Source organism: Kitasatospora sp. NPDC028055 (genome assembly GCF_040637885.1).
Classification (GTDB): Bacteria; Actinomycetota; Actinomycetes; order Streptomycetales; family Streptomycetaceae; genus Kitasatospora.
Genome location: NZ_JBEZXE010000006.1, coordinates 183,661 through 209,185 on the forward strand (window position 1 = coordinate 183,661; position 25,525 = coordinate 209,185).

24 protein-coding genes are annotated in these 25,525 nt (G+C 73.2%); 15 read left to right on the forward strand and 9 right to left on the reverse strand.

Annotated features, from left to right (window positions below; translation table 11 throughout):
- Window positions 1-104: 104 nt before the first annotated feature.
- Window positions 105-977, forward strand: a complete 873-nt coding sequence (locus tag AB0F71_RS10545; RefSeq protein WP_360230714.1) for a glycosyltransferase family 2 protein — start codon at window positions 105-107, stop codon at window positions 975-977.
- Between the two features lie 105 nt (window positions 978-1,082).
- Here AB0F71_RS10545 and AB0F71_RS10550 read toward each other — a convergent pair whose 3' ends face one another.
- Together AB0F71_RS10550 and gcl are read right to left on the reverse strand one after the other, a co-directional pair.
- Window positions 1,083-1,571 (reverse strand): glutathione peroxidase, encoded by a 489-nt coding sequence (locus AB0F71_RS10550; protein ID WP_360230716.1) that lies wholly within the window; start codon window positions 1,569-1,571, stop codon window positions 1,083-1,085.
- 148 nt (window positions 1,572-1,719) lie between these two features.
- Entirely contained in the window at window positions 1,720-3,501 is a 1,782-nt protein-coding gene (gcl, locus tag AB0F71_RS10555) for a glyoxylate carboligase (RefSeq protein ID WP_360230718.1), read from the reverse strand.
- A gap of 649 nt (window positions 3,502-4,150) precedes the next feature.
- On the opposite strand from gcl, the gene AB0F71_RS10560 reads away from it, so the two are divergent.
- On the forward strand, window positions 4,151-5,671 hold the full coding sequence (locus AB0F71_RS10560) for a SulP family inorganic anion transporter (protein WP_360230720.1): 1,521 nt from the start codon (window positions 4,151-4,153) through the stop codon (window positions 5,669-5,671).
- A gap of 146 nt (window positions 5,672-5,817) precedes the next feature.
- A complete protein-coding gene (locus AB0F71_RS10565) occupies window positions 5,818-6,114 on the forward strand; it encodes an MTH1187 family thiamine-binding protein (RefSeq protein WP_360230722.1) in 297 nt (98 codons plus the stop codon).
- Between the two features lie 3 nt (window positions 6,115-6,117).
- On the opposite strand, the gene AB0F71_RS10570 is transcribed toward AB0F71_RS10565, so the two are convergent.
- Window positions 6,118-6,585 carry a DoxX family protein gene (locus AB0F71_RS10570; protein ID WP_360230724.1) on the reverse strand — a complete coding sequence of 156 codons (468 nt, stop codon included), beginning with the start codon at window positions 6,583-6,585 and terminating at the stop codon, window positions 6,118-6,120.
- 151 nt (window positions 6,586-6,736) lie between these two features.
- Here AB0F71_RS10570 and AB0F71_RS10575 point away from each other — a divergent pair, with 151 nt between their 5' ends.
- The 3 genes from AB0F71_RS10575 (at window position 6,737) to AB0F71_RS10585 (ending at window position 9,661) form a co-directional block, all read left to right on the forward strand.
- A complete protein-coding gene (locus tag AB0F71_RS10575; protein WP_360230726.1) occupies window positions 6,737-7,315 on the forward strand; it encodes a TetR family transcriptional regulator in 579 nt (192 codons plus the stop codon).
- A gap of 133 nt (window positions 7,316-7,448) precedes the next feature.
- The gene (locus AB0F71_RS10580; protein ID WP_360230727.1) at window positions 7,449-8,903 is read left to right on the forward strand and encodes an MFS transporter; all 1,455 of its coding nucleotides are present in this window, start codon (window positions 7,449-7,451) and stop codon (window positions 8,901-8,903) included.
- On the forward strand, window positions 8,900-9,661 hold the full coding sequence (locus tag AB0F71_RS10585) for a glucose 1-dehydrogenase (protein ID WP_360230729.1): 762 nt from the start codon (window positions 8,900-8,902) through the stop codon (window positions 9,659-9,661). Before AB0F71_RS10580 ends, AB0F71_RS10585 begins: the two co-directional genes overlap by 4 nt.
- Window positions 9,662-9,725: 64 nt before the next feature.
- Here AB0F71_RS10585 and AB0F71_RS10590 read toward each other — a convergent pair whose 3' ends face one another.
- Window positions 9,726-10,379 (reverse strand): SMI1/KNR4 family protein, encoded by a 654-nt coding sequence (locus AB0F71_RS10590; protein ID WP_360230731.1) that lies wholly within the window; start codon window positions 10,377-10,379, stop codon window positions 9,726-9,728.
- A gap of 251 nt (window positions 10,380-10,630) precedes the next feature.
- Here AB0F71_RS10590 and AB0F71_RS10595 point away from each other — a divergent pair, with 251 nt between their 5' ends.
- From AB0F71_RS10595 to AB0F71_RS10605, 3 genes are all read left to right on the forward strand, one after another.
- Complete coding sequence (locus tag AB0F71_RS10595) at window positions 10,631-11,551, forward strand: sugar ABC transporter permease (RefSeq protein WP_360230733.1); 921 nt, start codon at window positions 10,631-10,633, stop codon at window positions 11,549-11,551.
- Complete coding sequence (locus tag AB0F71_RS10600; protein ID WP_360230734.1) at window positions 11,548-12,444, forward strand: carbohydrate ABC transporter permease; 897 nt, start codon at window positions 11,548-11,550, stop codon at window positions 12,442-12,444. The genes AB0F71_RS10595 and AB0F71_RS10600 overlap by 4 nt, the downstream gene beginning before the upstream one ends.
- A 110-nt stretch (window positions 12,445-12,554) precedes the next feature.
- Entirely contained in the window at window positions 12,555-13,949 is a 1,395-nt protein-coding gene (locus tag AB0F71_RS10605) for an ABC transporter substrate-binding protein (protein ID WP_360230736.1), read from the forward strand.
- Window positions 13,950-14,026: 77 nt separating this feature from the next.
- Here AB0F71_RS10605 and AB0F71_RS10610 read toward each other — a convergent pair whose 3' ends face one another.
- Together AB0F71_RS10610 and AB0F71_RS10615 are read right to left on the reverse strand one after the other, a co-directional pair.
- On the reverse strand, window positions 14,027-14,296 hold the full coding sequence (locus tag AB0F71_RS10610) for a helix-turn-helix transcriptional regulator (RefSeq protein ID WP_360230738.1): 270 nt from the start codon (window positions 14,294-14,296) through the stop codon (window positions 14,027-14,029).
- 45 nt (window positions 14,297-14,341) lie between these two features.
- A complete protein-coding gene (locus AB0F71_RS10615) occupies window positions 14,342-14,803 on the reverse strand; it encodes a hypothetical protein (protein WP_360230740.1) in 462 nt (153 codons plus the stop codon).
- Between the two features lie 177 nt (window positions 14,804-14,980).
- Between AB0F71_RS10615 and map the strand changes: the two genes are divergently transcribed.
- Entirely contained in the window at window positions 14,981-15,748 is a 768-nt protein-coding gene (gene map, locus AB0F71_RS10620; protein ID WP_360230742.1) for a type I methionyl aminopeptidase, read from the forward strand.
- A gap of 61 nt (window positions 15,749-15,809) precedes the next feature.
- Window positions 15,810-16,235, forward strand: coding sequence for an acyl-CoA thioesterase (locus AB0F71_RS10625; protein WP_360230744.1), 426 nt, complete (start codon window positions 15,810-15,812; stop codon window positions 16,233-16,235).
- A gap of 27 nt (window positions 16,236-16,262) precedes the next feature.
- Here the strand turns inward: AB0F71_RS10625 and AB0F71_RS10630 are convergent, their stop codons facing one another.
- A complete protein-coding gene (locus tag AB0F71_RS10630) occupies window positions 16,263-17,510 on the reverse strand; it encodes a YibE/F family protein (RefSeq protein ID WP_360230833.1) in 1,248 nt (415 codons plus the stop codon).
- A 300-nt stretch (window positions 17,511-17,810) separates the two neighbouring features.
- On the opposite strand from AB0F71_RS10630, the gene AB0F71_RS10635 reads away from it, so the two are divergent.
- Together AB0F71_RS10635 and AB0F71_RS10640 are read left to right on the forward strand one after the other, a co-directional pair.
- Window positions 17,811-19,295 carry an alpha/beta hydrolase gene (locus AB0F71_RS10635; RefSeq protein WP_360230746.1) on the forward strand — a complete coding sequence of 495 codons (1,485 nt, stop codon included), beginning with the start codon at window positions 17,811-17,813 and terminating at the stop codon, window positions 19,293-19,295.
- Between the two features lie 164 nt (window positions 19,296-19,459).
- On the forward strand, window positions 19,460-21,769 hold the full coding sequence (locus AB0F71_RS10640; RefSeq protein WP_360230748.1) for a transglycosylase domain-containing protein: 2,310 nt from the start codon (window positions 19,460-19,462) through the stop codon (window positions 21,767-21,769).
- Window positions 21,770-21,844: 75 nt separating this feature from the next.
- Here AB0F71_RS10640 and AB0F71_RS10645 read toward each other — a convergent pair whose 3' ends face one another.
- A complete protein-coding gene (locus tag AB0F71_RS10645) occupies window positions 21,845-22,465 on the reverse strand; it encodes a hypothetical protein (protein ID WP_360230750.1) in 621 nt (206 codons plus the stop codon).
- Window positions 22,466-22,484: 19 nt separating this feature from the next.
- Complete coding sequence (locus tag AB0F71_RS10650) at window positions 22,485-23,033, reverse strand: alpha/beta hydrolase (protein WP_360230752.1); 549 nt, start codon at window positions 23,031-23,033, stop codon at window positions 22,485-22,487.
- 350 nt (window positions 23,034-23,383) lie between these two features.
- Between AB0F71_RS10650 and AB0F71_RS10655 the strand changes: the two genes are divergently transcribed.
- Complete coding sequence (locus AB0F71_RS10655) at window positions 23,384-23,950, forward strand: DJ-1/PfpI family protein (protein ID WP_360230754.1); 567 nt, start codon at window positions 23,384-23,386, stop codon at window positions 23,948-23,950.
- Between the two features lie 185 nt (window positions 23,951-24,135).
- On the forward strand, window positions 24,136-25,524 hold the full coding sequence (locus AB0F71_RS10660; protein WP_360230756.1) for a serine hydrolase domain-containing protein: 1,389 nt from the start codon (window positions 24,136-24,138) through the stop codon (window positions 25,522-25,524).
- Window position 25,525 lies beyond the last annotated feature (1 nt).

Sequence of the window (25,525 nt, forward strand, 5' to 3'; positions counted from 1 at the left end):
TCCATGACCTGGTGGTCCGGAAGCATTTGCCGCTCGGTGAGTTCTCCGAGCGACGCGGCGCCCGAGCGCTCCGTTCGTCAGGTCATGGCTGTTTCCTCGAAGGGATGGGTTCGGTGGGCTTGAAGCTGGGCGTGGCGGTGCTGACCATGGGCACGCGGCCGAAGGAACTGGCCGAGCTGCTGGCCTCGGTGGAGATGCAGACCGTCCCGGCCGCGAAGGTCGTGGTGGTCGCCCAGGGCTGCCCGTTGCCGGAGCTGCCGGTGTGGGTGGAGGGCGTGGAGCTGGCCGAGAACCTCGGGGTGACCGGCGGCCGGAACGTGGCGCTGGAGCAGCTGCGGGACGTGGACGTGGTGATCGACCTGGACGACGACGGCCTGCTGGTCGCCGACGACGTGTTCGCGAGGATCGAGTCCCAGTACGAGGCCGACCCCCGGCTGGGCGTGGTGTCCTTCCGGATCGCCGACGAGACCGGGCTGACCCAGCGCCGCCACGTTCCCCGGCTGCGGGCCGGTGATCCGATGCGCGGTGGCGAGGTGACCAGCTTCCTCGGCGGCGGCCATGCGCTGTCGACGAGGATGCTGCGACAGGTCGGGGGCTGGCCGGACGCGTTCTTCTTCGCGCACGAGGAGACCGACCTGGCCTGGCGGGCGCTCGACGCGGGCTGGCGGGTGCTGTACGTCCCGGAGCTGCTGCTGCAGCACCCGCGGACCAGCCCGACCCGGCACGCGTTCTTCTACCGGGTGAACGCCCGCAACCGGGTGTACCTCGCGCGCCGTCACCTGCCCGCGTTGCTGGTCCCGGTCTACCTCGGCGTGTGGGTGGCGCTCACCGTCGCCCGTACCAGGAACGCGAGCGGGTTGAAGGCGTGGTTCTCGGGCTTCGCCGAGGGCTGGCGCACCCCGTGCGGTCGGCGCAGGCCGATGCGCTGGCGCACGGTGTGGACCATGACCCGACTCGGCCGGCCCCCGATCATTTAGGGCCTGTCCGACAAGCCCTGTGCCGCAGCCGCCCGGCCGGGCCGGGTACGGAACGACGGACCGGCCCCGGGGCGGGTGCCCGGGGCCGGTCCGTCAGGTGTGTGGTCAGGCCGGCAGCACGGCCTCGATCGCGGCGATCAGCTCGGCCGACTCCGGCTCGGTCCGCGGCCGGATCCGGGCGGCCACGGTGCCGTCCGGCGAGATCAGGAACTTCTCGAAGTTCCAGCTGACGTCACCGGCCGCGCCCTCGGCGTCGGCGACCTCGGTCAGCTGCTGGTACAGCGGGTGCCGGTCGTCGCCGTTGACGTCGATCTTCTCGAACAGCGGGAAGCTCACGCCGTAGGTGGTGGAGCAGAAGCTCTGGATCTCCTCGGCGCTGCCCGGCTCCTGCCCGGCGAACTGGTTGCACGGGAAGCCCAGCACGGTGAACCCGCGCTCGGCGTACCGCTTCTGGAGGTTCTCCAGCCCGGTGTACTGCGGGGTCAGCCCGCACTTGGACGCGACGTTGACGAGCAGCAGCGCCTTGCCCTTGAAGTCGCCCAGCGAGGTGGGCTCGCCGGCCAGGGTGCGCAGCGGGATGTCGTACAGGCTCACGGTGGTGGTCCTTTCGGCGGGTTGGCAGCGGGGGTCTCGCCCGGGCACACCGTAGCGGCCCCGGACGGCTCAACCGTGCCGGCGCCGCCGGTGTTCCGCGGGGGCGGGGGCGTACGGAGCGGCTCGGACGCCCCCGCCCCCCACGGGGTCAGAGCGCCAGCGGCCTGATCGCGGTCGGCGCGTGCTCGGGGAGGGTGGCCAGTTCCTCGAATTCGTTGACCTTGTCGATGTCGTTGCCGCTCATCGAGATGTTGGTGACCCGCTCCAGGATCGCCTCGACCACGACCGGGACGCGGAACTCGGCGGCCAGCTTCTTGGCCTCCTCGAAGGCCGGCAGCAGGCCCTCCGGCTCGGTGACCCGGATCGCCTTGCAGCCCAGGCCCTCGGCGACCTTGACGTGGTCGACGCCGTAGACGCCCAGCTCCGGCGCGTTGATGTTCTCGAACTCCAGCTTGACCTGGAAGTCGATGTCGAAGCCCCGCTGCGCCTGGCGGATCAGGCCCAGGTAGGAGTTGTTCACCAGGACGTGGACGTACGGGATCCGGTGCTGGGCGCCGACCGCCAGCTCCTCGATCATGAACTGGAAGTCGTAGTCGCCGGAGAGCGCGACGATCTGGCCCTCGGGGTCGGCGGTGGCGACGCCCAGCGCGGCCGGGATGGTCCAGCCCAGCGGCCCGGCCTGGCCGCAGTTGATCCAGTGCCGCGGCTTGTAGACGTGCAGCATCTGCGCGCCGGCGATCTGGGACAGGCCGATGGTGGTGACGTACCGGGTCTCCGGTCCGAAGGCCCGGTTCATCTCCTCGTAGACGCGCTGCGGCTTGAGCGGCACGTTGTCGAAGTGGGTGCGGCGCTGGAGCTGCGCCTTGCGCTCCTGGGTGGAGGCGGCCCAGGTGCTGCGGTCCTTGAGGGTGCCGGCGGCCTTGAGCTCCTTGGCGACCTGGACGAACAGCTCCAGCGCGGCCTTGGCGTCGGAGGCGATGCCGAGGTCGGGGGCGAAGATCTTGCCGATCTGGGTGGGCTCGACGTCGACGTGGACGAACTTGCGGCCCGCGGTGTAGACGTCCAGGCCGCCGGTGTGGCGGTTGGCCCAGCGGTTGCCGATGCCGAGGACGAAGTCGGAGGCGAGGAAGTTCTCGTTGCCGTAGCGGTGCGAGGTCTGCAGGCCGACCATGCCGGCGTTCAGCTCGTGGTCGTCCGGGACGATGCCCCAGCCCATCAGGGTCGGGATGACCGGGACGCCGGTCAGCTCGGCGAACTCCAGCAGCAGGTCGGCCGCGTCGGCGTTGATGACGCCGCCGCCGGCCACGATCAGCGGGCGCTCGGACTCCTGGAGCAGCGCGATGGCCTTCTCGATCTGGATCCGGTTGGCGGTCGGCTTGTAGACCGGCAGCGGCTGGTAGGCCTCGGGGTCGAAGTCGATCTCGGTCAGCTGGACGTCGATCGGCAGGTCGATCAGGACCGGGCCGGGGCGGCCGGAGCGCATCAGGTGGAAGGCCTGCTGGAACACGCCGGGGACCTGCGCGGCCTCCAGGACGGTGGTGGCGGCCTTGGTGACCGGCTTGGCGATCGAGGCGATGTCGACGGCCTGGAAGTCCTCCTTGTGGAGGCGGGCGACCGGGGCCTGGCCGGTGATGCACAGGATCGGGATGGAGTCGGCGATCGCCGAGTAGAGGCCGGTGATCATGTCGGTGCCGGCCGGGCCCGAGGTGCCGATGCACACGCCGATGTTGCCGGCCTTGGCGCGGGTGTAGCCCTCGGCCATGTGCGAGGCGCCCTCGACGTGCCGGGCCAGGGTGTGCCTGATCCCGCCGGAGGCCTTGAGGGCGGCGTAGAAGGGGTTGATGGCGGCACCCGGGACACCGAAGGCGACATCGACGCCTTCGAGCTTGAGGATCTCCACGGCCGCGCGGGCGGCTGTCATACGAGGCATCGGGTCTCTCCTGCGTCGGCCCGCAGTGGCTCGGAGGGCTCATCTCCCGAGTTCCACCATACGGAAGAACGGTTTCTGTATGTGGAAACACGGTAGGGTCGGGCCCGGCGGGGCGTCAAGGGGACTTCAACAGAATGTGCAAGCCGGCGCGGGGGAGCCGTTCGGACAAGTGCACAGCTCTCGCGCTGGTGTGCCCGGGGAGGCGGAGGCTCCGCGCCGGATCGCGCAGCCGGCGTGCAGTGCCGGTGAAGGGATGGTGCCGGGTGTCGGGCCGCCCCGTCGGCCTGGGTACCGTCGGTGGCACGCCGGGCCCGGCACATCCGACCCGGCCACGGCAGGGGGCGCGCGCTGCGACTGCGGCGGTCCGACCACCGCCTCGCCTCCGCTCCGTACGTCTTCCTCGGCCCGCCCTCCCGTCGGCCTGTCCCGCCCCGCCGGCGCGCCCGTCCGGCCCGCCTCTCCCCGCCGGTTCCCTCCGCCCCGCCTCGCACCGCCGGTTCGCCTCGCCGCGCACCGCCGGCCCGCCCGTCGCCTGTGGCAGTCCCCTCCCACCCTCCCCGGTCCGTTACGGCGCGCCCCCGCAACGGTGGGCGCGCGGAAGGAGCGCAGCCATGCGCCGCACCCCTGCCCGGCCCCCGGCGGTGACCGGATGAGCCCGCCGTCCCGCCGCCGCTCCCCGCTCGCCGGGCTGCGCGCCGTCCCCTGGCGGCACGACCTGCCCGCCTCGCTGGTGGTGTTCCTGGTCGCCCTCCCGCTCTGCGTCGGGGTCGCCGTCGCCTCCGGCGTCCCGGCCGAGCTGGGGCTGGTCACCGGCGTCGTCGGCGGCCTGGCCGTCGGCCTGCTCCCCGGTAGCAGCCTCCAGGTCAGCGGGCCCGCCGCCGGGCTGACCGTGCTGGTCGCCGACGCCGTCCAGCGCTTCGGCCTCGCCGCCCTCGGCCCGCTGGTGCTCGCCACCGGCCTGCTCCAGCTCGGGATGGGCGCGCTGCGGCTCGGCCGCTGGTTCCGGGCGATGTCCGCCTCGGTGGTGCACGGCATGCTGGCGGGCATCGGGCTGACCCTGGTGTTCGGCCAGCTGTACGCCCTCGCTGACCGGACCGCCCCCGGCACCGGCCCGCAGAAGCTCGCCGGACTGCCCGCCCTGCTCGCCGACGCGGCCACCGCGGCCGCCACCCCCGCCGCGGTGGCGCTGGGCCTGGGCACCCTGCTGGTGCTCGTCGGCTGGAAGCACCTGCCGGGCCGCGCCGCCCGTACCGTCCCCGCGCCGCTGGCCGCGGTCGGCCTGGCCGCCGCCGTCACCGCGGCGGCCGACCTGCCGGTGGCCCGGGTACGGGTGGCCGGGCTGCTCGACGTCCTCCGACTGCCCGACCCGGCCGCGCTCGGCGGCCTGGCCGGTGCCGCGGGCATCGGCACCGTCGTCGCCTTCACGCTGATCGCTTCCGCCGAGACGCTGTTCAGCGCCGCCGCCGTCGACCGGATGCACCACGGCCCGCGCACCGACTACGACCGCGAACTCACCGCCCAGGGCGTCGGCAACATCGTCTGCGGACTGCTCGGCGCCCTGCCGATGACCGCGGTGATCGTGCGCAGCGCGGCCAACGTCCAGGCGGGCGCCCGCACCAGGGCCGCGCGCTTCCTGCACGGGCTGTGGCTGCTGCTGTTCACCGCCCTGCTCCCCGGGGTGCTCGGGCTGGTCCCGCTCACCGCGCTGGCCGCCGTCCTGGTGCACGCCGGGGCCAAGTTGGTGCCGCTGCGCCGGATCGCCGCGCTGTGCCGGGGTGACCGGGGCGAGGCGGTGGTGCTCGTCACGACGGCGCTCGCCGTGGTCGCCACCGACCTGTTCGAGGGGGTGCTGATCGGGGTCGGCCTGGCCGTGGCCAAGTCCGCCTGGCAGACCTCGCACCTGCAGATCGCGGTCGAGGAGGTGGTACTGACGGACGGTCGGCCGCTGCACCGGGTCCGCCTCAGCGGCAACGCCACCTTCCTGCGGCTGCCCCGGCTGCTGGACGCGCTGGAACGGCTGCCCGCCGACCGTCCGGTGGAACTCGACTGGTCCGGCCTGCGCCACCTGGACCACGCCTGCACCCTGGCCCTCACCTCCTGGGCCGACCAGCACCGCGCCCGCGCCAGCGCCCCGCTCGCCGTCGAACCACCGCTGCCGACCGTCGTCTGACGGTCCCTCCGGCGAGCCGGTGAGCCGGTGAGTACCCGGGCGAGCCCGGCGGCCCCGGTTGGCCTGGCGGCCCCGGTTAGCCTGGTCGCGGCCCGGAGTGGTCCGGGCCGCGACCAGGTGTCGTCGGACGTCAAGGAGCGCAGACCGTGATCGCAGCTTTTTCGGTGACCCCGCTGGGGATCGGCGAGGATGTGGGGGAGGCGGTGGCCGCGGCCGTGCGGGTGGTGCGGGCGAGTGGGCTGCCGAACCGGACGGACGCGATGTTCACGAGCATCGAGGGGGAGTGGGACGAGGTGATGCCGGTGATCAAGGCGGCGATCGAGGCGGTGAAGGCGCACAGCGACCGGGTGAGCACGGTCATCAAGATCGACGACCGGGCCGGGGTCACCGACGGCCTCACCGCCAAGGTCGCCTCGGTCGAGCGGTACCTCGCGGAGGGCTGAGGCTCAGCCGGTCGAGGTGGGCTGGGGGCTGGGCTCGGCGGCCGGCCTGCGGGCGGCGAGCAGCCGGTCCAGGGAGTACGGGCCGGAGCCGAGCACCGCGATGGCCAGGAAGGCCCAGCAGAACATCACCGAGGGCTCGCCCCCGTTCTGCAGCGGCAGCAGGGCCTGTTCCTGGTGGACGGTGAAGTAGGCGTAGGCCATCGAGCCGGAGCAGAGCAGGGCGGCCGTCCTGGTGCCGCTGCCGAGCAGCACCAGGGCGCCGCCGACGAGTTGGATCAGTGCGGCCCACCAGCCGGGCCACTGGCCGGGCGGGATGCTGCCGCCGCCCTTGGCGCCACCGAGGACGCCGAAGAGTGCGGCGGCGCCGTGGCAGGCGAAGAGCAGGCCGACGACGATCCGGAAGACCGTCAGGACGAGCGGTCGCGCGGCCTCGGCGGCCTGTTGGGGGATTGGGGGGATGAGTGCGGGCATGCCGGAACGCCTCCTGTGGGGGAGAAGGAGGGATGGGGCGGTAAGGCTAGGCTTGGTCTAGTCCACTTGGCAATGCTCCGTCAGATAACGGTCTGGACCACTCTCCGCCCTTTCTTGACCGATCGGTCTTGAAAGGGCTACTGTTCCGGTCATGGCGCGGACCAAGGAATTCGACCCGGACACGGCGCTCCAGGCAGCTCTCGAACTGTTCTGGCGGCGCGGCTACGAGGCCACCTCGATGGCCGACCTGGTCGAAGGGCTGGGCATCGCCCGGGCCAGCATCTACGCGACCTTCGGCAGCAAGCACGAGCTCTACCTGCGGGCGCTGGAACGCTACAACGAACAGCACAACCCCGGCCTGCTGGCCGAGCTGTCCCAGCCCGGCCCGGTGCTGCCGGCCGTTCGCGCCCTGGTGCGTCGATATGCGGGGATGGGGGCCGAGGATCGCAGGCGAGGCTGCTTCATCACCAACACGGCCGTCGAACTCGCCCCGCACGACGAGGCGGCGGCCCGCCGGGTGGAGGTCAGTTACGACCACTTGGAGACGGCGCTGACCGCCGCCCTGCTGCGCGCCGAGGCCCAGGGCGAACTGCCCGCCGGGCGGGAGCCGCGGGCGCTGGCCCGGATGCTGGTGGTGCTGCTGCAGGGGATCCGGGTGGTGGGCAAGACCGCCGAGGGCGAGCCCCGGGTGCGCGACGCCGCCGAGCAGGCGCTGACGCTGCTGGACTGAGGCCAGGCCCGAACCGGCGGCCCACGGGGGTGTCTCCGGCTCGGTCGGCCTGGCGTCCTTCGCCGTCTCGTGCCGTCTTCTGCCGTCCTGATTCTGGACCGAACGTTCTTAAATTTGATGTGGGGGGGAGTCCATGAGTGTCACCACGAACGCCCGGGGGAGCTTCGCGCTGCTCGGTGTCGTCCAGGCGGTGCTGATCTTCACGATCATGATCCTCACCGTGCCGCTGCCCCTGGTCGCCCGGGAGCTCGGCCTCGGCCCGTCCGACGTCCTGCTGCTCAGCGCCGCGTACGGGCTCTCCTTCGCCGCCCTGCTGCTGCTCGGCGGGCGACTGACGGACCGTCACGGCGGCCGCCGGACGCTCAGGTGGGGCCTGGCGCTGCTCGCCGCCTCCTCGGTCGCCTGCGCCCTCGCACCGGACTACCCCGTCCTGCTGGCGAGCCGCTTCGTCCAGGGCGCGGGCGCGGCCCTCACCGCCCCGGCGGCGGTTGCCGTGGTCCGCCGGCTGTACCCCGAACCCGCCGCCTACCGGCGGGCGATGGCCACCTGGGGCGGACTCTCGGTGCTCGGCGCGACGGCCGGCAGCGTGGTGTCGGGCCCGGTCGCCGCCGTGGTCTCCTGGCGCTGGCTGTTCGCGGTGCCCGTCCTGGTCGCGCTGGCGGGGCTGCTCCGCTCGGGCACCCTGCCCGAGCCCGACGCCGCTCCCGACCCCGACCGGGAGCCCGCTCCCGCGAGCCGCCGCCCGGCGCTCGACCTGCGCGGCGCACTGCTCGCCACCACCGGTGTCTGCGCGGCGAGTTACGCCCTGGTGGCGTCCACCGAGCACGGCTGGAGCAGCCCCGGAGTGCTCGCGCCGTTCGCCGTCGGCCTGGCGCTGCTGCTCGCCTTCGCCGCCGCCGAACGCCGCACCGCCGACCCGCTGCTGCCGCCCGGCTTCCTCGCCGACCGCCGCCGGGCCACCGCCCTGGTCGCCGTGATGGCGACCTCCGCCGGCACCGCCCTGGCCTTCGTGCTGCTCTCGCTCTACCTCCAGCAACTGCGCGGTTGGAGCGCGGCCGACACCTCCGCCGCGTTCGTGCCGTACGCGGTCGCCCTGCTGCTGTCCGGACGGCTGGCCGGGCCGCTGATCGCCCGGTACGGTCCGGTGCCGGTCACCGCCGCCGGCCTCGCCCTGGAGGCGGCCGGACTCGCCCTGCTGGCCGGGCTCGACCCCGCCAGCGGCTACCCCACCGGGCTGCTGCCCGGACTGCTCCTGCTGCCCGCCGGCGCCGCCGCGTCCTTCGCCGGGGCGGCCGTGCTCGCCACCGGCGGCGTGGCGCCCGAACGCACCGGCCTGGCGGCGGGCGTCTTCAACACCGCCATGGAGCTCGGCCCCACCGCCGGGCTGGCCGCCCTGATGGCCCTCGCCGCCACCCGCCCGACCGTCGTCGGCGGTTACGCGGCGGCCTTCGCCGCGGCCGCCGCCGGGCTGGCCCTGACCGCCGTCGCGGTCGCGGTCCTGCCCCGGGGTGGCACCACCAAGAGCACCACCATGACCACTACCAACGCACCTGAACGCACCACTCGGATCAAGGAGTTCACCTCATGAGCACGCGTTTCGCCGACAAGTCCGTCCTGATCACCGGCGGCGGCAGCGGCATCGGGCGGGGGATCGCGCTCGCCTTCGCCGCGGAGGGCGCCCGGGTCGCGGTCGCCGGGCGCAGCCTCGGCCCGCTGGCCGAGACCGTCGAGCTGATCGAGCGGGCCGGCGGCAAGGCCGTCGCGCTGACCGGCGACGTGACGAACAGTGAGGACGCCGCCCGGCTGGTCCGGGAGGTTGTCGAGCAGTTCGGCGGACTGGACGTCGCCGTCAACAACGCCGGGGTCTTCGGCGCGGCCGGTCCGGTCGCCGACATCGACGAGGACCAGTTCCGCTGGGTCTTCGACGTCAACGTGACCGGCACCCTGCTGGCGATGAAGCACCAGATCGGCCACATGCGCGCCCACGGCGGCGGGGCCATCGTCAACGTCTCGTCCAACCTGGGCGTCCACAAGCGGATCGAGGGCGCGGGCGCCTACAACGCCAGCAAGGCCGCCGTCACCGCGCTGACCCGCTCCGCCGCCCGTGACCACATCGGCGAGGGCGTGCGGATCAACACCGTCAGCCCGGGCCCGGTGGACACCCCGATGTCGACCCGGCCCGGCGAGAGCGACGCCGACAAGAGCGACCGGATGAGGGTCGAGGTGCCGGTCGGCCGGGCCGGCGCGGTCGCGGAGATCGCCGCCGCCGTGCTGTACCTGGCCTCGGACGAAGCGGGCTACACCGTCGGTGCCGACCTGGTGCTGGACGGCGGCGTCACCGCCTGAGCCTGCCCGTCGAACGGCTCCGACGCCCCCTTCACCAAGGGGGCGTCGGAGCCGTTCGAAAGTTCTAGAGCGCGTCCAGCGCCGCCTCGGTACGAGCTCGGGCGACCATGAAGTCCTCCTCGATCCGCAGCAGCAGCACGTCCGGCCCCGCGTACCACCGGTAGTGGCAGCCGAGCGCGGGCAACTCCTCCAGTCCGTCGGGCAGTTCGTCGCCGGGCGCGAAGAAGACGCTCAACTCCGCGTCCTCCAGCAGCTTCTCGCTCATCGCCATCACCGCCGCCGCCGTCGAGAAGCGCTCCTCCCAGGGCTCCCAGCGCTCCTGCGACTTGTCCGCGAGGTCCGGCCGGCCCACCGTCGGCGGGTCCTCCAGTGCCAGATCGGCCAGCAGCACGCCCCAGTGCGCGCAGCCCTGGTTCTCGGCCCGGTACACCAGCGCGCCGTCCAGCACATGGAGCTCGTCGGGCGTCAGCAGCACGTCCTGGGAGCTGGTGAGGTCGGCCCGGCGCCCGAACAGCCGGTACGCCTCGCGCAGGGCAACCGGCAGCCGCAGCCCCAGCCGCTGCTCGGCCGCGTCCAGTTCGGCCTCGGTGAAACCGTCCCGCAGCCCCAGCGGCTCGCCCCAGTACGCGGCGAAGCCCCGGACCAGCGCCCAGGCGCCCGCCCGGCCGTCCGGAGCCCCGGCCATCGCGGCCCGCATGTCGAAATCCGTCTCGTTCACCCGCGCACCGTACGGCACCCCGCTGACAGCCCGGTGCCGGCCGCCGACAGCCGCCCACGCCCAGGTGCCGGCCGAGGACGCCCGGTCGGCCGCCGTGCCGGGGACGGCTGTTGCGCGCACGACCGGCCGAAATCTGACGCGAACGCGTAATCCCGGGGACACCGGTTGATCACCGTGGGGTTCCCGCGCCGTCGTTCGGGCAGGACACGGTTTCGGCCGGAACCAACACACGAAAGGCGGACGTGCCACCGATGCCGACCGCACCCCACCCCGTGCCCCTCGCGGGCCGTCGAAGCCGCTGGGGCGAGCACGGGCTCGCCTGGGCCTTCCTGCTGCCCTCCCTGGTGGTCTTCGTCCTGTTCATCGGCTATCCGCTGGGACGGACGATCTACCTCAGCGGGCACGCCAACGACCTCTTCGGCGCGCCCTCCCGCTACGTCGGGTTCAAGCACTACACCGAGCTGCTGGCCTCCGCCGACTTCGGCCGGACGCTGGTCACCACCGCGCTGTTCACCCTGCTCACCGTGGTGCCCGGGGTGCTCGGCGCGCTGGTGCTGGTGCTGCTGCTGGAGAACCGGATCCGCGGCGTACGGCTGCTGCGCTCCGCCTTCGCGCTGCCCTTCGCCTTCTCGGTGGCCAGCGCCTCGGTGGTCTTCGCGGTGTTCTACAACCCGGCCAGCGGGGTGCTGAACGGCCTGCTGTCGCACCTCGGCCTGGGCCCGGTCGGCTGGCTGACCGACTCCCGGTACGCGCTGTTCTCGGTGGCCCTGACCACGGTCTGGATGAACCTCGGCTACAACGTGCTGGTGCTCTCGGCGGGCATCGGGTCGATCCCCGGCGAGGTCGTCGAGGCGGCCCGGATCGACGGCGCCGCCGGCCTGCGGCTGGCCCGCTCGATCACCGTCCCGATGCTCGGCCCGAACCTGTTCTTCCTGACGGTGGTCTCCACCGTCCACGCACTGCAGAGTTTCGGCCAGATCCACATCCTCACCAAGGGCGGGCCCGACGGCTCCACCCGGACCCTGGTCTACTCCGTCTACGAGAAGGCCTTCGCCTACGGCTCCAGCGACTTCGGCACGGCGAGCGCCCAGGCCGTGGTGCTGCTGCTGGTCGTCCTCGCCTGCACGGCCGTCCAGTTCGGCGTCCTGGAGCGGAAGGTGCACTACGCATGAGCACGGTCGTCACCGAGGCGGAGGCCCAGGCCGCCCCGCCCCGCCCGAGGGTCCGTCCGCTGGCCGGCCGCTCCCCGCGCGACCTGCTCGGCCGCGCCGCCGTCTACCTGCTGCTCGCCGTCGCCGTGGTCACGGTGGCCTTCCCGGTGTACTACGCGGTCGTCGGCGCCTTCATGGAGCCGTCCGAACTCGCCTCCTACCCGCCCGCGTTGGTGCCCCACTCGGTCACCGGGCGGAACTTCTCCGGCGCCGTCGACACCATCCCGCTGTTCCGGCAGTACGCCAACTCGGCGATCACCGCCACTGCCATCACCCTCGCCCAGCTGGTCACCTCGATCCTGGCCGCGTACGCCTTCGTCTTCCTGCCGATGAAGGCGCGGGCCGTGGTGTTCGGGCTCTTCCTGGCGACGCTGATGGTCCCCTGGGAGGCCATCATCATCCCCAACTACCTGACGCTGTCGGGCTGGGGCCTCGGCAACACCTACTTCGGCCTGGTGCTGCCGTTCCTCGCCTCCGGCTTCGGCACCTTCATGCTGCGCCAGGCCTTCCGCCAGCTGCCCGGCGAACTGCGCGACGCGGCCCGGATCGACGGCGCCGGGCACTGGCGGTTCCTGTGGCGGATCGTCGTGCCGCTCAACAAGCCGGCCCTGGCCGCGCTGTCGATCTACGTCTTCCTGTCGGCCTGGAACCAGTACTTCTGGCCGCTCATCATCACCCGCACCGCCGAGATGCAGACCCTGCAGATCGGCCTCACCTCGCTGCGCGACGCGGAGATGGCCGACCCCGGCCTGATCCTGGCCGGCGTGGTGCTCTCGCTGCTGCCCACCCTCGCCCTGGTGGTCTTCGGCCAGCGCTTCATCGTCCGCGGCCTCACCGCGGGCGCCGTCCGCTGAGCCGCGCCGTACCGGATCGTCCGTCCCGCGCGTCCGTCCCGCCCGTACAGCCCGCCCGTACATCCCGCCCGTACATCCCGCTCGTCAACCGGAAGAAGAAGGATCCCCTCGTGAAGAAGAGTGCACGCGCGCTCGCCGCCCTGCTGGTGGCCGGCCTGTCCCTGACCGCCTGCAGCTCCAGCGGCTCGGGCTCCGGCTCGGGCGGTTCCGCCGACGCCGGGGCGCCCGGTGCCCAGGCGCTCGACCAGGCCTCCGGCGTTACCACCGTCGAGTTCTGGCACTCGATGACCGGCAAGAACGCCGAGGTGCTGAACGGCCTGGTGAAGGACTTCAACGCGGCCCACCAGGGCAAGATCGAGGTCAAGGCGCAGTTCCAGGGCAAGTACGACGAGCTGGTCACCAAGTACAAGGCCGCGGTGCAGCAGAAGGGCACCCCCGCCCTGGTGCAGGTCTACGACATCGGCACCCGCTTCATGATCGACTCCAGGCAGACCGTCCCCGCCCAGGCCTTCGCCGACAAGGACGGCTACTCGCTGGACGACCTCGACCCCAACATCCGCAACTACTACTCGGCCAACAGCAAGCTGGTCTCGATGCCGTTCAACTCCTCGATGCCGCTGCTCTACCTGAACACCGACGCCTTCAAGGAGGCCGGCCTCGACCCGGCGCAGCCGCCGAAGGACCTCAACGAGCTGGCCGACCTGGCCAAGAAGCTGACCAAGAAGGACGCCGACGGCAAGACCGTCCGCTACGGCTTCGGCGCCGCGATCTACGGCTGGTTCGTCGAGGAGCTGCTCGCCGAGTCCGGCACCATGTACTGCGACAACGACAACGGCCGCAGCAGCAAGGCGGGCAAGGTCGTGTTCGACTCCGCCCAGGGCGCGCAGATCGTCCAGTGGTGGGCCGACCTGGTCAAGGGCGGCTACGCGGCCAACACCGGCCGGGTCACCGACGACGCCCAGGCCGCGTTCAAGTCGGGCACGGTCGCCATGCACCTGGAGTCCACCGGCGTGTTGCGCGGCTACACCGAGGCCGCCAAGTTCGGCGTCGGCACGGCGCCCTTCCCCAAGGTGACGGCCGCCGACCAGGGCGGCCCGGTGATCGGCGGCGCCTCGCTGTGGATCAGCGGCCCGGGCCACTCGGACGCCGAGAAGCGGGCGGCCTGGGAGTTCGAGAAGTTCGTCACCGGCCCCGAGCAGCAGGCCGTCTGGCACACCGGAACCGGCTACTTCCCGGTCAACAAGAAGTCCCTGGACGACCCCAAGGACAAGGAGTGGGTCGGCAAGTACCCGCAGTTCCAGACGGCCATCGACCAGTTGAAGGCCACCAAGCCCACCCCGGCCACCGCCGGCTGCCTGCTCGGCGTGATGCCGCAGGCCCGCAAGGGCGTGGAGACGGCCATCGAGCAGACCGTCTCGGGCAGCAAGACCGCCCAGCAGGCGCTCGCCGACGCGGCCAAGGAGCTCCAGCCCGCGATCGAGAGCTACAACAGCTCGGTCGGCTGAGGCCGGTCACCCGCCCCGACCGACGGCCCGCCCGGCGCAGCACGCGCCCGGCGGGCCGCCCCCGTTCCGGGCCTGTCCTACGCGGACAGCGCGGCGTCGTCCTCGGGCAGCGCGCACGCGCCCGCCAGCTCGTCCAGCGACAGGTCCAGCGCGAACGCCAGCGCCGCGATGGTGAAGAAGGACGGCGTCGGCGCCCGCCCCGTCTCGATCTTCCGCAGCGTTTCCGCCGAGACACCGGCCACCGCCGCCACCTCGACCATGCTGCGCTCGCCACGCGCCTCGCGCAGCAGCGCCCCGAAGCGCTCACCGCGCTCGCGCTCCCACGGGGTCAGCGGAGTCCTCACCATGCCGTCGAGTCTAGGGCCTGTGGGGCAGGCCCCGCCCGGCACCACCTAGTGCGACCACGGCTGCTCGTAGTCCATGGGCCAGTTGGGCAGGGGGACCGGGCCGCCCGGACGTGCGGTGTTGAGGGCGAGGCAGAGGATGACGACGGAGGTCGACCGCTTCTGGGTCCAGGAGCCGAAGACCTCGGGCCCTTCCGCTTCGCACGAGCCGTCCCGGGCGCTGTCCCGGATGACCTTGGCGACCTTGTACTGCGCCTCGTGCTTGGAGCAGCCCACGATCTGCAGGTCCGGTCTGGAGGAGACGCCGCGATCGTGCATGCAGTCGCCGACCTGGGCGACGTCGGCCTCGGTCTGCTCCAGCTGACCGGCGACGATCACCCCGACGCTGGCCAGGGCGACCAGGATGAGCGGCGCCCGCACGGCCTTGCCGAACCGGCGGAGCCGCGAGGAGGGGGGCGTCTCGGAGGCCTGCAGGTGCGCATTGGCGGCGCGGAGCAGCGGGGAGGTCACGTCGGGTCCTTGTGATCGGTTCATCGGATTGCGGCGCCGAACAGTAGCGGATCTTGTGCCGGCCGGTCGTGGCAATTTCCGCGGCCGGCCGCGCACCGGCCGCCGGGCGGCGCCCGACACTCATCGACCGTGATACAAATACCGGTATAAGAATTGGATCCAGGGGAGAGGTTCACCATGGTCGAACTCAAGTCGGACGCCGCCCTCGACGCGATGCGCGAGGCCGGGCGAGTGGTCGCCAACGCGTTGGCGGCCGTGCAGCGGGAGGCCGTGGCGGGCGTGAGCCTTCTGGAGCTGGACGAGGTGGCGCGCGGGGTGCTCACGGCCGCCGGGGCGACCTCGCCGTTCCTCGGGTACCGGCCGGCCTCCGCGCCGGTGCCCTTCCCCGCCGTCATCTGCGCCTCCGTGAACGACGCGGTCGTGCACGGCGTCCCGGACGGCTACCGGCTGCGCGACGGCGACCTGGTGAGCATCGACTGCGGGGCCGTCCTGGACGGCTGGTGCGGCGACTCCGCCGTGAGCTTCACCGTCGGCCCCGCCCGCCCCGAGGACGCCGAGCTGATCGCCGCCACCCGGCGGGCCCTGGAGGCCGGGATCGCCGCCGCCGTGGTCGGCAACCGGATCGGCGACATCGCCCACGCCGTCGGCTCGGTGGCCCGCTCCGCGCGGTACGGGCTGCTCGACGGCCACGGCGGCCACGGCATCGGCCGCCGGATGCACGAGGACCCGCACGTCCCCAACGAGGGCCGCCCCGGCCGGGGTTACCCGCTGCGCCCGGGCCTGGTGCTGGCCATCGAACCGATGCTGACGGCCGGCGGCCGCGACGACTACGACACCGACCCGGACGGCTGGACCGTGCGCACCACGGACGGCAGCCGCGCCGCCCACATCGAGCACACCGTCGCCGTCACCGAGGACGGCCCGCGCATCCTCACCCTCCCGTAACCCCGGGGTGGTGACGGAGGTTACGCCGCCGCGCCCATCCCGCTGGAGTACCGTGCGGGGCATGACCGATCAGGACTTCACCACGCGGGTCACCGTGCGCGGCTACGAGACCGACACCCAGGGCCACCTGAACCAGGCCGTCTACCTGCAGTACGCCGAGCACGCCCGCTGGGAGTACCTGCAGGCGGCCGGGATCCGCCAGGCCGAGCTGGTCGCCAAGGGCGTCGGCCCGGTGGTGCTGGAGACCACGGTGAAGTACCTGCGGGAGCTGCGCGCCGGGGACACCGTGGAGATCAGCTGCGCGTTCGTCTGGCTGGGGGGCAAGACCTTCCAGGTGGTGCAGCGGCTGACCCGCGAGGACGGCGTGCTGGCCGCCGAGGTCACCGGGGTGGGCGGCATCCTCGACTTGGCGGCGCGCCGGCTGGTCGCCGACCCGCGCGAGCCGCTGCGCGCCCTGGCCTCGGACCCGGGGCTGCTCGGCCTCTGACCTCCCGTCCGCTCCCCCCGGGGGGCGTCAGGCGGGCCGGTGCCGCCCGGTGGGGACCGGCGCCGTCCGGGGGTGGTCGGCGGCGGCGATCAGGGCGGCCAGACCGGTGGTGACCGGCACCGCCGCGACCAGTCCGATGCTGCCGACCAGGGTGCGGGCGATCTCCTCGGCGACCAGTTCGCTGGTGGCCACCGACACCAGCGTCCGGTGCGCGACGGAGAACAGCAGCAGCAGCGGCAGCGCGGCACCCGCGTAGGCGAGCACCAGGGTGTTGACGGTCGAGGCGATGTGGTCGCGGCCGATCCGCATGCCGGTCCGGTAGAGCCGGCCGGCGCCCATCGTCGGGTCGGCCTCGTGCAGTTCCCAGATCGCCGAGGTCTGGGTGACCGTCACGTCGAACAGCACGCCGAGCGAGCCGATCACGAACCCGGCGAGCAGCAGGCCGCGGATCTCGATGCCGGGGTAGAGGCCGTGGACCAGCCCGGTCTCCTCCGAGGTGTCGCCGGTCAGCCGCGCCCAGGCGGCGAAGACCAGGCTGAGCACCCCGATCAGGACCAGCGACGCCAGCGTCCCCAGCACCGCCACCGAGGTGCGGGCGGAGAGCCCGTGGCACAGGTAGAGGGCGATCAGCATGATCGCGCTGGCGCCGACGATCGCCACCAGCAGCGGGTCCGAACCGCGCAGGATGGCGGGCAGGATGAACAGTGACAGCACGGCGAAGCTGATTGCCAGGGCGATCAGCGCGGCGACCCCGCGCCAGCGGCCGATCACCACCACGACCACGGCGAACAGCCCGGCGAGCACACCCATCGGTAGGTTCCGGTCCACGTCGACGACGCTGTAGCGGAGGTCCGCCGGGGCGTTCGGCGCGAACGTGAGGACGACCCGCTCGCCGAGGTCGTAGCGCCGGGACTCGGACGGGTGGACGACCACGGTGAAGGTGCGGCCCCGGTCCGGGCCGTCGGTGACCTCGACGGTGCCCTGCCGGCAGCTGCCCCGGTCGGCGCGGCCGAGGTCGCCGCAGGGCAGCTCCTGGATCCGGGTGACCCGCCCGTGCCGGATCTGCTGGTCGAAGCCGACCCCGGTGTGCTGGTGGGCCGGGACCCCGCCCGGCCAGAGCGCCGCCAGGCCGACGGCGACGGCGAGCGCGAACGGGATCAGCACGGCCGCGATCACCTTGCGCAGGCGGGCGGAGACCGGCGCGGCGGGCCCGTGGGCGTGGCTGTGCGCGTGGCCGTGCGCGGGGCCGTGCGCATGGTCGTGGCCGTGCCCCACGGGCGCGGCGGGCCCCTCGCCTCGGTGCTCGTGCCCCTGCTCGTGCCCCTGCTCGTGTTCGTGCACGAGCGCGCTTCCGTCCTGCGGCTTCCCTGCCGTCACCTCACGCCTCCTCAGATCTCCTCCCCGGCACCCGAAATCATCGGCGTACGGCCCGCCGTCACCCCGCAGGGCCCGAACGATCGGCGCGCCGCCGCCGGGTGCGGGGCGGCCCCCGCCCGCCGACGGGGGATTACCCCACCACCGATCGACCGGCTGGCGGCATGGGCCCGACTCCCCTGCCGCAGCAGACTCTTGGGCATGTCGAAACTCACCGGTACCACCCTCGCCACCCTGGCCGTCACCGTGCTGACCGTCCTCCCCGCTGCCGCCGCCGCCCCGGAGCACTCCGGGGCGGGCGGCCTCGACTGGACCACCTGTCAGGGCCGGGTCGACCCCCGCCAGCAGTGCGCCGACCTCACCGTCCCCCTGGACTACAACGACCCGGACGGCCAACAGATCACGCTCGCCGTCTCCCGGATCGCCACCGCCAAGCCGGGCCTGCGCCGCGGCGTGCTGCTGACCGTGCCCGGCGGGCCGGGCGGTTCCGGCATCGGCCTGCCCACGAGCGCCGTCGGCCGCCTCCCGCAGTCCGTCCTGGACCGCTACGACCTGGTCGGCTTCGACCCGCGCGGCGTCGGGGGCTCCACCCCGGTCAGCTGCGGCCTGGACCACTCCGACCTGGCGATGGTCAACCTGCGCCCCTGGCCGGCCGCCGACGGCTCGATCGACACCAACCTGGCCACCGCCCGCCGGGTCGCCGAGACCTGCGCGCGCAACGGGGGCCCGGTGCTGCGCAGCATCTCCACCGCCAACGAGGCCCGCGACATCGACCGGATCCGCCAGGCCCTCGGCGAGCGCAGGCTCTCCGTCTGGGGCACCTCGTACGGCACCTACGCGGGCGCCGTCTACGCCACCATGTTCCCCGGGCGCACCGACCGGGTCGTGCTGGACAGCAACGACGACCCGGACCCGTCGAAGGTCGGCCGCGGCTGGCTGGCCGCCTTCGGCCAGGGCGCCGAGGACCGCTTCCCCGACTTCGCCGCGTGGGCGTCGGCGCCGGACAATCCGGACCGGGTCGCGGACACTCCCGAGCAGGTGCGCCCGCTGTTCCTGGACCTCGCCGCCCGGCTGGACGCGGCCCCACTGCCCTGGCCCGGCTCCAACCCGGCCGAGCTGAACGGCAATGTGCTGCGTGAGTCCATGCTGACCAGCCTCTACGCGGACGCCAGGTTCCCCGACCTGGCCCGGCTGATGCTGGCGGCCCTCGGCCGCCGCCCGCTGCCCGCCCCGGTCGTGCCGCCCGACGCGGCGGTGCAGAACACCCTCGCGGTCTCCGTCGGCACGCTCTGCAACGACGTCCGCTGGCCCGCCGACGCGGCGGCCTACGCCAAGGACGCGGCCGCCGACCGGGCCGCCCGGCCGCTCACCGCGGGCATGCCGGTGAACGTGATGCCCTGCGCATTCTGGCCGTTCGCCCCGGCCGAGCCGCCGGTGCGGGTGACCGGCCGGGGCCCGGCGAACGTCCTGCTGGCGCAGAACCTGCGCGATCCGGCCACCCCGTACTCCGGCGCGCTCAGGCTCCGGGCGGCGTTCGGCGACCGGGCCCGGATGGTGACGGTCGACTCCGGCGGTCACGACGTCTACCTGGCGAACGGGAACGCCTGCGGCGACGCGGCGGTGACGGACTTCCTGGTGACGGGCCGTCGCCCGGCCGAGGACGTGTTCTGCCCGGCTGCCGGCTGACGCGACCCCAGCAGCGGGGGCAACGGGCCGTGGACGAACGGCCCTTGTCCCTGCGTGTACCCACGTTCGGCCCTCACACATGAGTCGGACCTGTCGCGATTTTGTGACAATAGTTCGCCAACAGGCCCCCCACGGTGGGGATTCACGGCCGTAGTGTTCGAACCATGCCACCGAAGAACCGCATATCTGCCCCGGACCCGGGCGACACCTGGGTCCCGCGCCCGAGGCGCCGTGAGACCCCGCTCGGACTCCTGCGCCATGCGGCCACCTTCCTCGGCTCCAGCGTGCTGGGCGGCGTCCTGCTGGCGGGGCTGATCCTCCCGGGCGCGGGCGCGGTCGGACTGGGCGCCAAGAGCGGCGCCGAGGGCTTCGAGAGCATCCCCGACGACTTCAAGACCCCGCCGCTCACCCAGGCGACCCAGATCTTCGACGCCAAGGGCGGCCTGATCGCCAAGGTCTACGAGCGCGACCGCACGGTCCTGACCGCCGAGCAGATGTCGCCGCTGATCCGCAAGGCCCAGGTGGACATCGAGGACGCGCGCTTCTACGAGCACGGCGCCGTCGACCTCAAGGGCGTGCTGCGGGCGATCACCAAGAACGCGGAGAGCGGCGCCGCCGTGCAGGGCGCCTCCACCCTCACCCAGCAGTACGTGAAGAACGTCAACGTCGAGATGGCCGGGGACGACCCGGTCGCGGTGCGCGAGGCGCAGCGCAAGACCCTGGGCCGCAAGATCCAGGAACTGCGGTACGCCATCAAGCTGGAGGAGGACCTCTCCAAGGAGCAGATCCTCACCAACTACCTGAACATCACCTTCTACGGCCACCAGGCGTACGGCATCCAGGCCGCCTCCCAGCGGTACTTCAGCAAGGACGCCAAGGACCTCACCCTCCCCGAGGCGGCGATGCTCGCCGGGCTGGTGCAGAACCCCTCCCAGTACGACCCGAAGCTGCACCCGGTGGCCGCCCAGAAGCGCCGGGACACCGTGATCGACAAGATGGTGGAGAACAGGCACATCACCGCCCAGCAGGCGGCCGAGGCCAAGGCCGCCCCGCTGGGCCTCAACTACAAGGACCCGCAGAACGGTTGCATCACCGCCCAGGCCGGCATGGGCTTCTTCTGCGACTACGTCCGCCACGTGGTCAAGCAGGACCCGGCCTACGGCAAGAGCGCCGCCGAGCGCAAGAAGCTGTGGGACACCGGCGGGTTGAACATCTACACCACCCTCGACCCGGACAAGCAGGCCGCCGCGCAGAACGCCGTCTCCACCAAGGTGTACGTCACCGACCCGGTCTCGGCGGCGATGACGATGGTCGAGCCCGGCACCGGAAAGATCCTGGCGATGGCCCAGACCCGCCCGTACGGTCTGGCGAAGGAGAAGAACCAGACCGTCGTCAACCTCAACGTGGACGCGGCGATGGGCGGGGGCATCGGCTTCCAGCCCGGCTCCAACTTCAAGCCGATCGTGGCCGCCGCCGCCCTGGAGGCCGGCCTGTCGCCGACCCAGCAGTACGACTCGCCGAACCGGATGGACTGGCCGACGATGAAGACCTGCGACGGCACCTGGAAGAACCTCAGCAAGGGCAAGAAGGAGGGGACGATCCCCAACGAGAGCCCGAGCGAGAAGGGGCCGTACCAGCTCAAGCAGGCGATGGCGCTCTCGGTCAACACCTACTTCGTGCAGATGGAGCAGGAGATCGGGCTCTGCGCCGTCAAGCAGATGGCCAACAAGCTGGGGGTGACCGGCAAGGCGAGCGGCGACCCCTTGCAGGAGGTGCCCGCCCTCGGCCTGGGCACCCAGGAGGTCAGCCCGCTGACCATGGCCAACGTCTACGCGACCTTCGCCGCCCGGGGCTCCTACTGCGCGCCGGTGGCGATCAACCGGATCACCACGGTGGACGGCAAGGACGTGCCGGTGGCCCCGGCCCACTGCGACCAGGTGATGTCCCCGGACACCGCCGACGTGATCAACAGCGTGCTGCTCGGGGTGACCGAGAAGGGCGGCACCGCGCGGGACCTCCGGCTGGACGACGACCGCCAGATCGCGGGCAAGACCGGCACCACGGACGAGAAGAAGTCGGCCTGGTTCACCGGCTACACCGGCAACCTGGCCGGCTCGGTCTGGTTGGGCAGCCCGGGCGTCAAGGTGCCGATGCGCAACATCCGGATCGGCGGCCAGTACCAGCCCGAGGTGTTCGGGGCGACCGGCCCGGGGCCGATCTGGCAGCAGGCCATGAGCGACGCCGTGCGGACCATGCCGGACAAGGAGTTCAGCACCGTCCACATCCCGGACCCGGTCCGGCCGACCCCCGGGTGCGGCACCTCCACCGGCTCGCCGTCCTCGGCGACCTGCACGGGGGCGCCCAGCCCGGGCTCGACCGGCCGCCCGCGCGGCAACTCCCCGTCGGACGGCGGCACGGTCGGCCGCTCGGCCCCCGGCACCCCGCCGGGCGCTCCCGACCCGTCGGACCAGTGACGCCCGCGGCCCCGCCCGAGTCCCGTACTCGTGCGGGGCCGCACCTGCGGGGGAGCCGGCCCTACCGCCCCGGCCCTACCGCGCCTCGACCGGATCGCCGGTGTCCTGGTCGAGGTTGAACACCCGCCGGTAGGAGTCGGTGACCACGGTGATCTGGCTGCGCCCCGTCCAACTCGCCGTCACCAGCCGGGCGTCGTCCGGGCCGCCGCCGACGTCCGCCAGCAGCCAGCGCCGGGCCGACCAGCCCTGCCCGCTCTCCAGCAGCACCTGCCAGTGCTCACCGGCCTGCGGCCCGGAGGCGTACGAGCGGTGCACCACCACCAGCGCGCGCTCCGCACCGGCCGGCGCGTCCTCCCGGCTGCGGGTCTCGGCCGCCGACACCTTGTGCGCGGCCAGCACGCCGAGCAGGAACACCACCCCGGCGGTCACCGTGACCGCCCGGGTGGCGGCCCGTACGGCGGTGCGGCGGTCGCTCAGCCAGGCGGCCGCGATCAGCGCGCCGAGCGCGCCGCCGAGCATCAGCTCCGGCCGGTTCAGCAGGTCGGCGACCAGCATCAGGCCGCCCGAGCGGCTCTCCCACTGGCCCTCGGTGTACAGCAGGACGGCCGCCGCCCCCGCGGCGAGCAGCAGCCGGGCCAGCAGCCGCCTGGCCCGCGGCGTCCGGTGGCGCCGGCGCAGCTCCGTCCACTCGTCCATGGTCCCCCCGATCATGTGCTCACAGCTCCGCGAGGAGTTTCCGGCCCTCCGGCCAGTCGCCCAGCCCGGAGTCCGCGTTGAGGTGTCCGTACGCGCCCGGCTCGACGTAGCGGGAGCCCCAGGCCCAGGCGAACTCCCGGGCCCGCTCCGGGGTGATCCACGGGTCGTCGGTGGAGGAGACCACGACGGTCGGGAACGGGAAGCGCTCCAGGGTGACCGGCCGGAAGCCCAGCAGCTCCGGTATGTCGGCGTGGTCCACGTCGGCGGGGGCGACCAGCAGCGCGCCCCGCACGGCGGCGGTCCGCCCGGCGGACGCACCGGCCGCCCAGTCGGCGGCGGTGACGCAGCCCAGGCTGTGCGCCACCAGCACCACCGGCCCGTCGGCGGCGGCCGCGGCCACTGCCGCGTCCACCCGCGCCACCCAGTCCGTCCGGTCCGGGTGGTCCCAGTCGGCCTGCTCGACCCGGCGGAAGGTCTCCGGGTCGGCGGCCTCCCAGCGGGTCTGCCAGTGCTCCGGGCCCGAGTTCTGGTACCCGGGGAGGACGAGGTAGGTCGTGCGGTCGGTCATGGGCTCCTCCGGGGCGGTTCCGGCCGCGGCCGGTGGACGGCCGGTGGACGGGTCGTGGACGGTCGGTGGGCGGGCAGCACGAGAGTCTAGGCCTCGCCCGCGACGCCCCCACAGCCGGGCGCCGCACCCGCCGCCGCACCCGCTCCCGCCTCCGGCCGTACCCGCTCCCGCCCCGGCGCGCACGGCTCGCGACCGGCGCGCGCGCCGCGCAGTGCACCGCCCTACGCCCGGTGCGCCCCGTTGCCAACGGCGCGCCGGGTACGGGAGGTTGGACCGGGCCCGGGCGCGGCGGCCACCGCGCCCGGGCCCGTACCAGGACCGAGGTTCGATCACGTGGAGGGATGTCGGCGATGACATCGAAGATCCTGCTCGTCACCGGGGACGCCGCCGAGTCGCTGGAGGTGTTCTACCCGTACCAGCGCCTGCGCGAGGAGGGCTACCAGGTCGACATCGCCGCCCCGACCAAGAAGCGCCTGCAGTTCGTGGTGCACGACTTCGTGGACGGCTACGACACGTACACGGAGAAGCCCGGCTATACCTGGCCCGCTGACCTCGCCTTCGCCGACGTCGACCCGGCCGACTACGTCGCTCTGGTGATCCCCGGTGGCCGCGCGCCCGAGTACCTGCGCAACGACCCGGAGGTGCAGCGGATCGCCCGGCACTTCTTCGCCGGCGACAAGCCCGTCGCGCAGATCTGCCACGGCCCGCTGATCACCGCCGCCGCCGGGGTGCTCGACGGCCGCCGCACCTCCGCGTACCCCGCGCTCGCCCCGGACATCAAGGCGGCGGGCGCCGAGTTCGTGGAGGGCGAGGCGGTGGTGGACGGCGTGGTCGTCTCGGCCCGCGCCTGGCCCGACCACCCGGCCTGGCTGCGCGCCTTCATCGAGGTCCTGCGCACCAAGGCCCCGGTGGCCTGACCCGCCGCCGGCTGTCCGGGCCCCGGCCGTACCCCGAGACGTCTCCGGGTACGGCCCCGGGCCGGGGTCGGGGTAGCGGGCCCTCCCGGAGGCTGACGACCGCCGCGGCGCGCCCTGCCATGGTGTCAACACCGATGGAAACAGCCGGAGTTGATGATCCGGCGCCTTGACCCAGGGAGAACGGCATGACCGCCGATCCGACCGCCCCCGCCAGCCGGCTCCGCCGCCCGCTGCTGCGCGCCGCCGTCACGGCCGCCGCGACTGCGGGCCTGCTCGCGGCCCTCGCCCCGGCCGCCCTCGCCGCGCCCTCCGATTCGAGCCCGGCCGCCGGCTGCCACGGTGCCCTCCACCTCACCGCCGCCGGCCTCGGAGTCGGCGACAGCACCGACGAGAACACCGGCGGCCTCGCCGGTGACGGCGGCACCGGCGCCGGGGCGGACGGGGCCACCGGCCGCCCCGGCGACTGGTCGGCCGCCGACGCCGCCCTCGCCGGGATCACCGACCCCGGCTACGGGACCTCCGCGCTCGCCGCCGTCCGCGCCGACGGCCGCCTGGTCTGGCGCAACGCCACCGGTGTGGCCGACCTCGCGGGCAACGCCCCGGCCGACCCCAGGGGCAGCTTCCGGATCGGCAGCGCCACCAAGACCTTCGTCGCCACCACCCTGCTCCAACTGGTCGGCGAACACCGGCTGGACCTCGACGACCGGCTGGAGTGCCTGCTGCCCGGCATCGTCCCCAACAGCACCGAGATCACGGTCCGCCAACTGCTCGACCACACCGGCGGCGTCGCCGACTACACCAAGGACCCGGCCTTCCGCTTCGACGACCAGGACTGGCTGGACGGCCGCCGCTACCACTCCTACCGCCTCCAGGACCTGGTGGACATCGCGAACAAGTACCCGCCCAGCTTCGCCCCGGGGCAGGACTGGAAGTACTCCAACACCGACTACGTGCTGATCGGGATGATCATCGAGAAGCTCACCGGCCACAGCTGGAGCGACGAGGTCGCCCGCCGGATCATCCGCCCGCTGCGCCTCACCGGCACCTGGTACCCCGGTGACTTCCCGTTGATCCCCGGCCCGCACGCCCACGGCTACTTCAAGCTCCCCGGCGGCCCGGTGGACGTCACCCTGCTCAACCCCTCGATGGCCGGCCCCTCCGGCGGCCTGGTCTCCACCACCGCCGACCTGACCGCCTTCCTGCGCGCCCTGCTCGGCGGCCGGCTGCTGCGGCCGGCCGAACTCGCCGCGATGGAGCGGACCACCGCGCACGGCGGGGGACAGGCCTACGGCCTCGGGCTGCAGCGCGTGGACACGCCCTGCGGAACGTTCTGGGGCCACTCCGGCGGCATCCCCGGCTACACCACGATGATGCTCGGCTCCCCGGACGGCACGCGCCAGTTCGCGGCCGACACCACGATCTACGACGTCCCCGACGAGGCCGCCGGCCGCGCCGCCTGGAACAAGGTGATCGTCACCGCCCTGTGCGGCCCGCAGGCGTCCGCCGCCGCCCCCGACCTTGCGCCTGACCTCGCCCCCGACCTCGCCCCTGACCTTGCCCTCCCGGCGCCCTGAC

What these genes read in the sequence shown, in the direction of transcription:
- AB0F71_RS10545 (WP_360230714.1), top strand. Translation starts at nt 105, where the DNA reads ATGGGTTCGGTGGGCTTGAAGCTGGGCGTGGCGGTGCTGACCATGGGC.
- gcl (WP_360230718.1), bottom strand. Translation starts at nt 3,501, where the DNA reads ATGCCTCGTATGACAGCCGCCCGCGCGGCCGTGGAGATCCTCAAGCTC.
- AB0F71_RS10560 (WP_360230720.1), top strand. Translation starts at nt 4,151, where the DNA reads ATGAGCCCGCCGTCCCGCCGCCGCTCCCCGCTCGCCGGGCTGCGCGCC.
- AB0F71_RS10570 (WP_360230724.1), bottom strand. Translation starts at nt 6,585, where the DNA reads ATGCCCGCACTCATCCCCCCAATCCCCCAACAGGCCGCCGAGGCCGCG.
- AB0F71_RS10575 (WP_360230726.1), top strand. Translation starts at nt 6,737, where the DNA reads ATGGCGCGGACCAAGGAATTCGACCCGGACACGGCGCTCCAGGCAGCT.
- AB0F71_RS10580 (WP_360230727.1), top strand. Translation starts at nt 7,449, where the DNA reads ATGAGTGTCACCACGAACGCCCGGGGGAGCTTCGCGCTGCTCGGTGTC.
- AB0F71_RS10585 (WP_360230729.1), top strand. Translation starts at nt 8,900, where the DNA reads ATGAGCACGCGTTTCGCCGACAAGTCCGTCCTGATCACCGGCGGCGGC.
- AB0F71_RS10595 (WP_360230733.1), top strand. Translation starts at nt 10,631, where the DNA reads ATGCCGACCGCACCCCACCCCGTGCCCCTCGCGGGCCGTCGAAGCCGC.
- AB0F71_RS10600 (WP_360230734.1), top strand. Translation starts at nt 11,548, where the DNA reads ATGAGCACGGTCGTCACCGAGGCGGAGGCCCAGGCCGCCCCGCCCCGC.
- AB0F71_RS10610 (WP_360230738.1), bottom strand. Translation starts at nt 14,296, where the DNA reads ATGGTGAGGACTCCGCTGACCCCGTGGGAGCGCGAGCGCGGTGAGCGC.
- map (WP_360230742.1), top strand. Translation starts at nt 14,981, where the DNA reads ATGGTCGAACTCAAGTCGGACGCCGCCCTCGACGCGATGCGCGAGGCC.
- AB0F71_RS10625 (WP_360230744.1), top strand. Translation starts at nt 15,810, where the DNA reads ATGACCGATCAGGACTTCACCACGCGGGTCACCGTGCGCGGCTACGAG.
- AB0F71_RS10635 (WP_360230746.1), top strand. Translation starts at nt 17,811, where the DNA reads ATGTCGAAACTCACCGGTACCACCCTCGCCACCCTGGCCGTCACCGTG.
- AB0F71_RS10640 (WP_360230748.1), top strand. Translation starts at nt 19,460, where the DNA reads ATGCCACCGAAGAACCGCATATCTGCCCCGGACCCGGGCGACACCTGG.
- AB0F71_RS10645 (WP_360230750.1), bottom strand. Translation starts at nt 22,465, where the DNA reads ATGGACGAGTGGACGGAGCTGCGCCGGCGCCACCGGACGCCGCGGGCC.
- AB0F71_RS10650 (WP_360230752.1), bottom strand. Translation starts at nt 23,033, where the DNA reads ATGACCGACCGCACGACCTACCTCGTCCTCCCCGGGTACCAGAACTCG.
- AB0F71_RS10655 (WP_360230754.1), top strand. Translation starts at nt 23,384, where the DNA reads ATGACATCGAAGATCCTGCTCGTCACCGGGGACGCCGCCGAGTCGCTG.
- AB0F71_RS10660 (WP_360230756.1), top strand. Translation starts at nt 24,136, where the DNA reads ATGACCGCCGATCCGACCGCCCCCGCCAGCCGGCTCCGCCGCCCGCTG.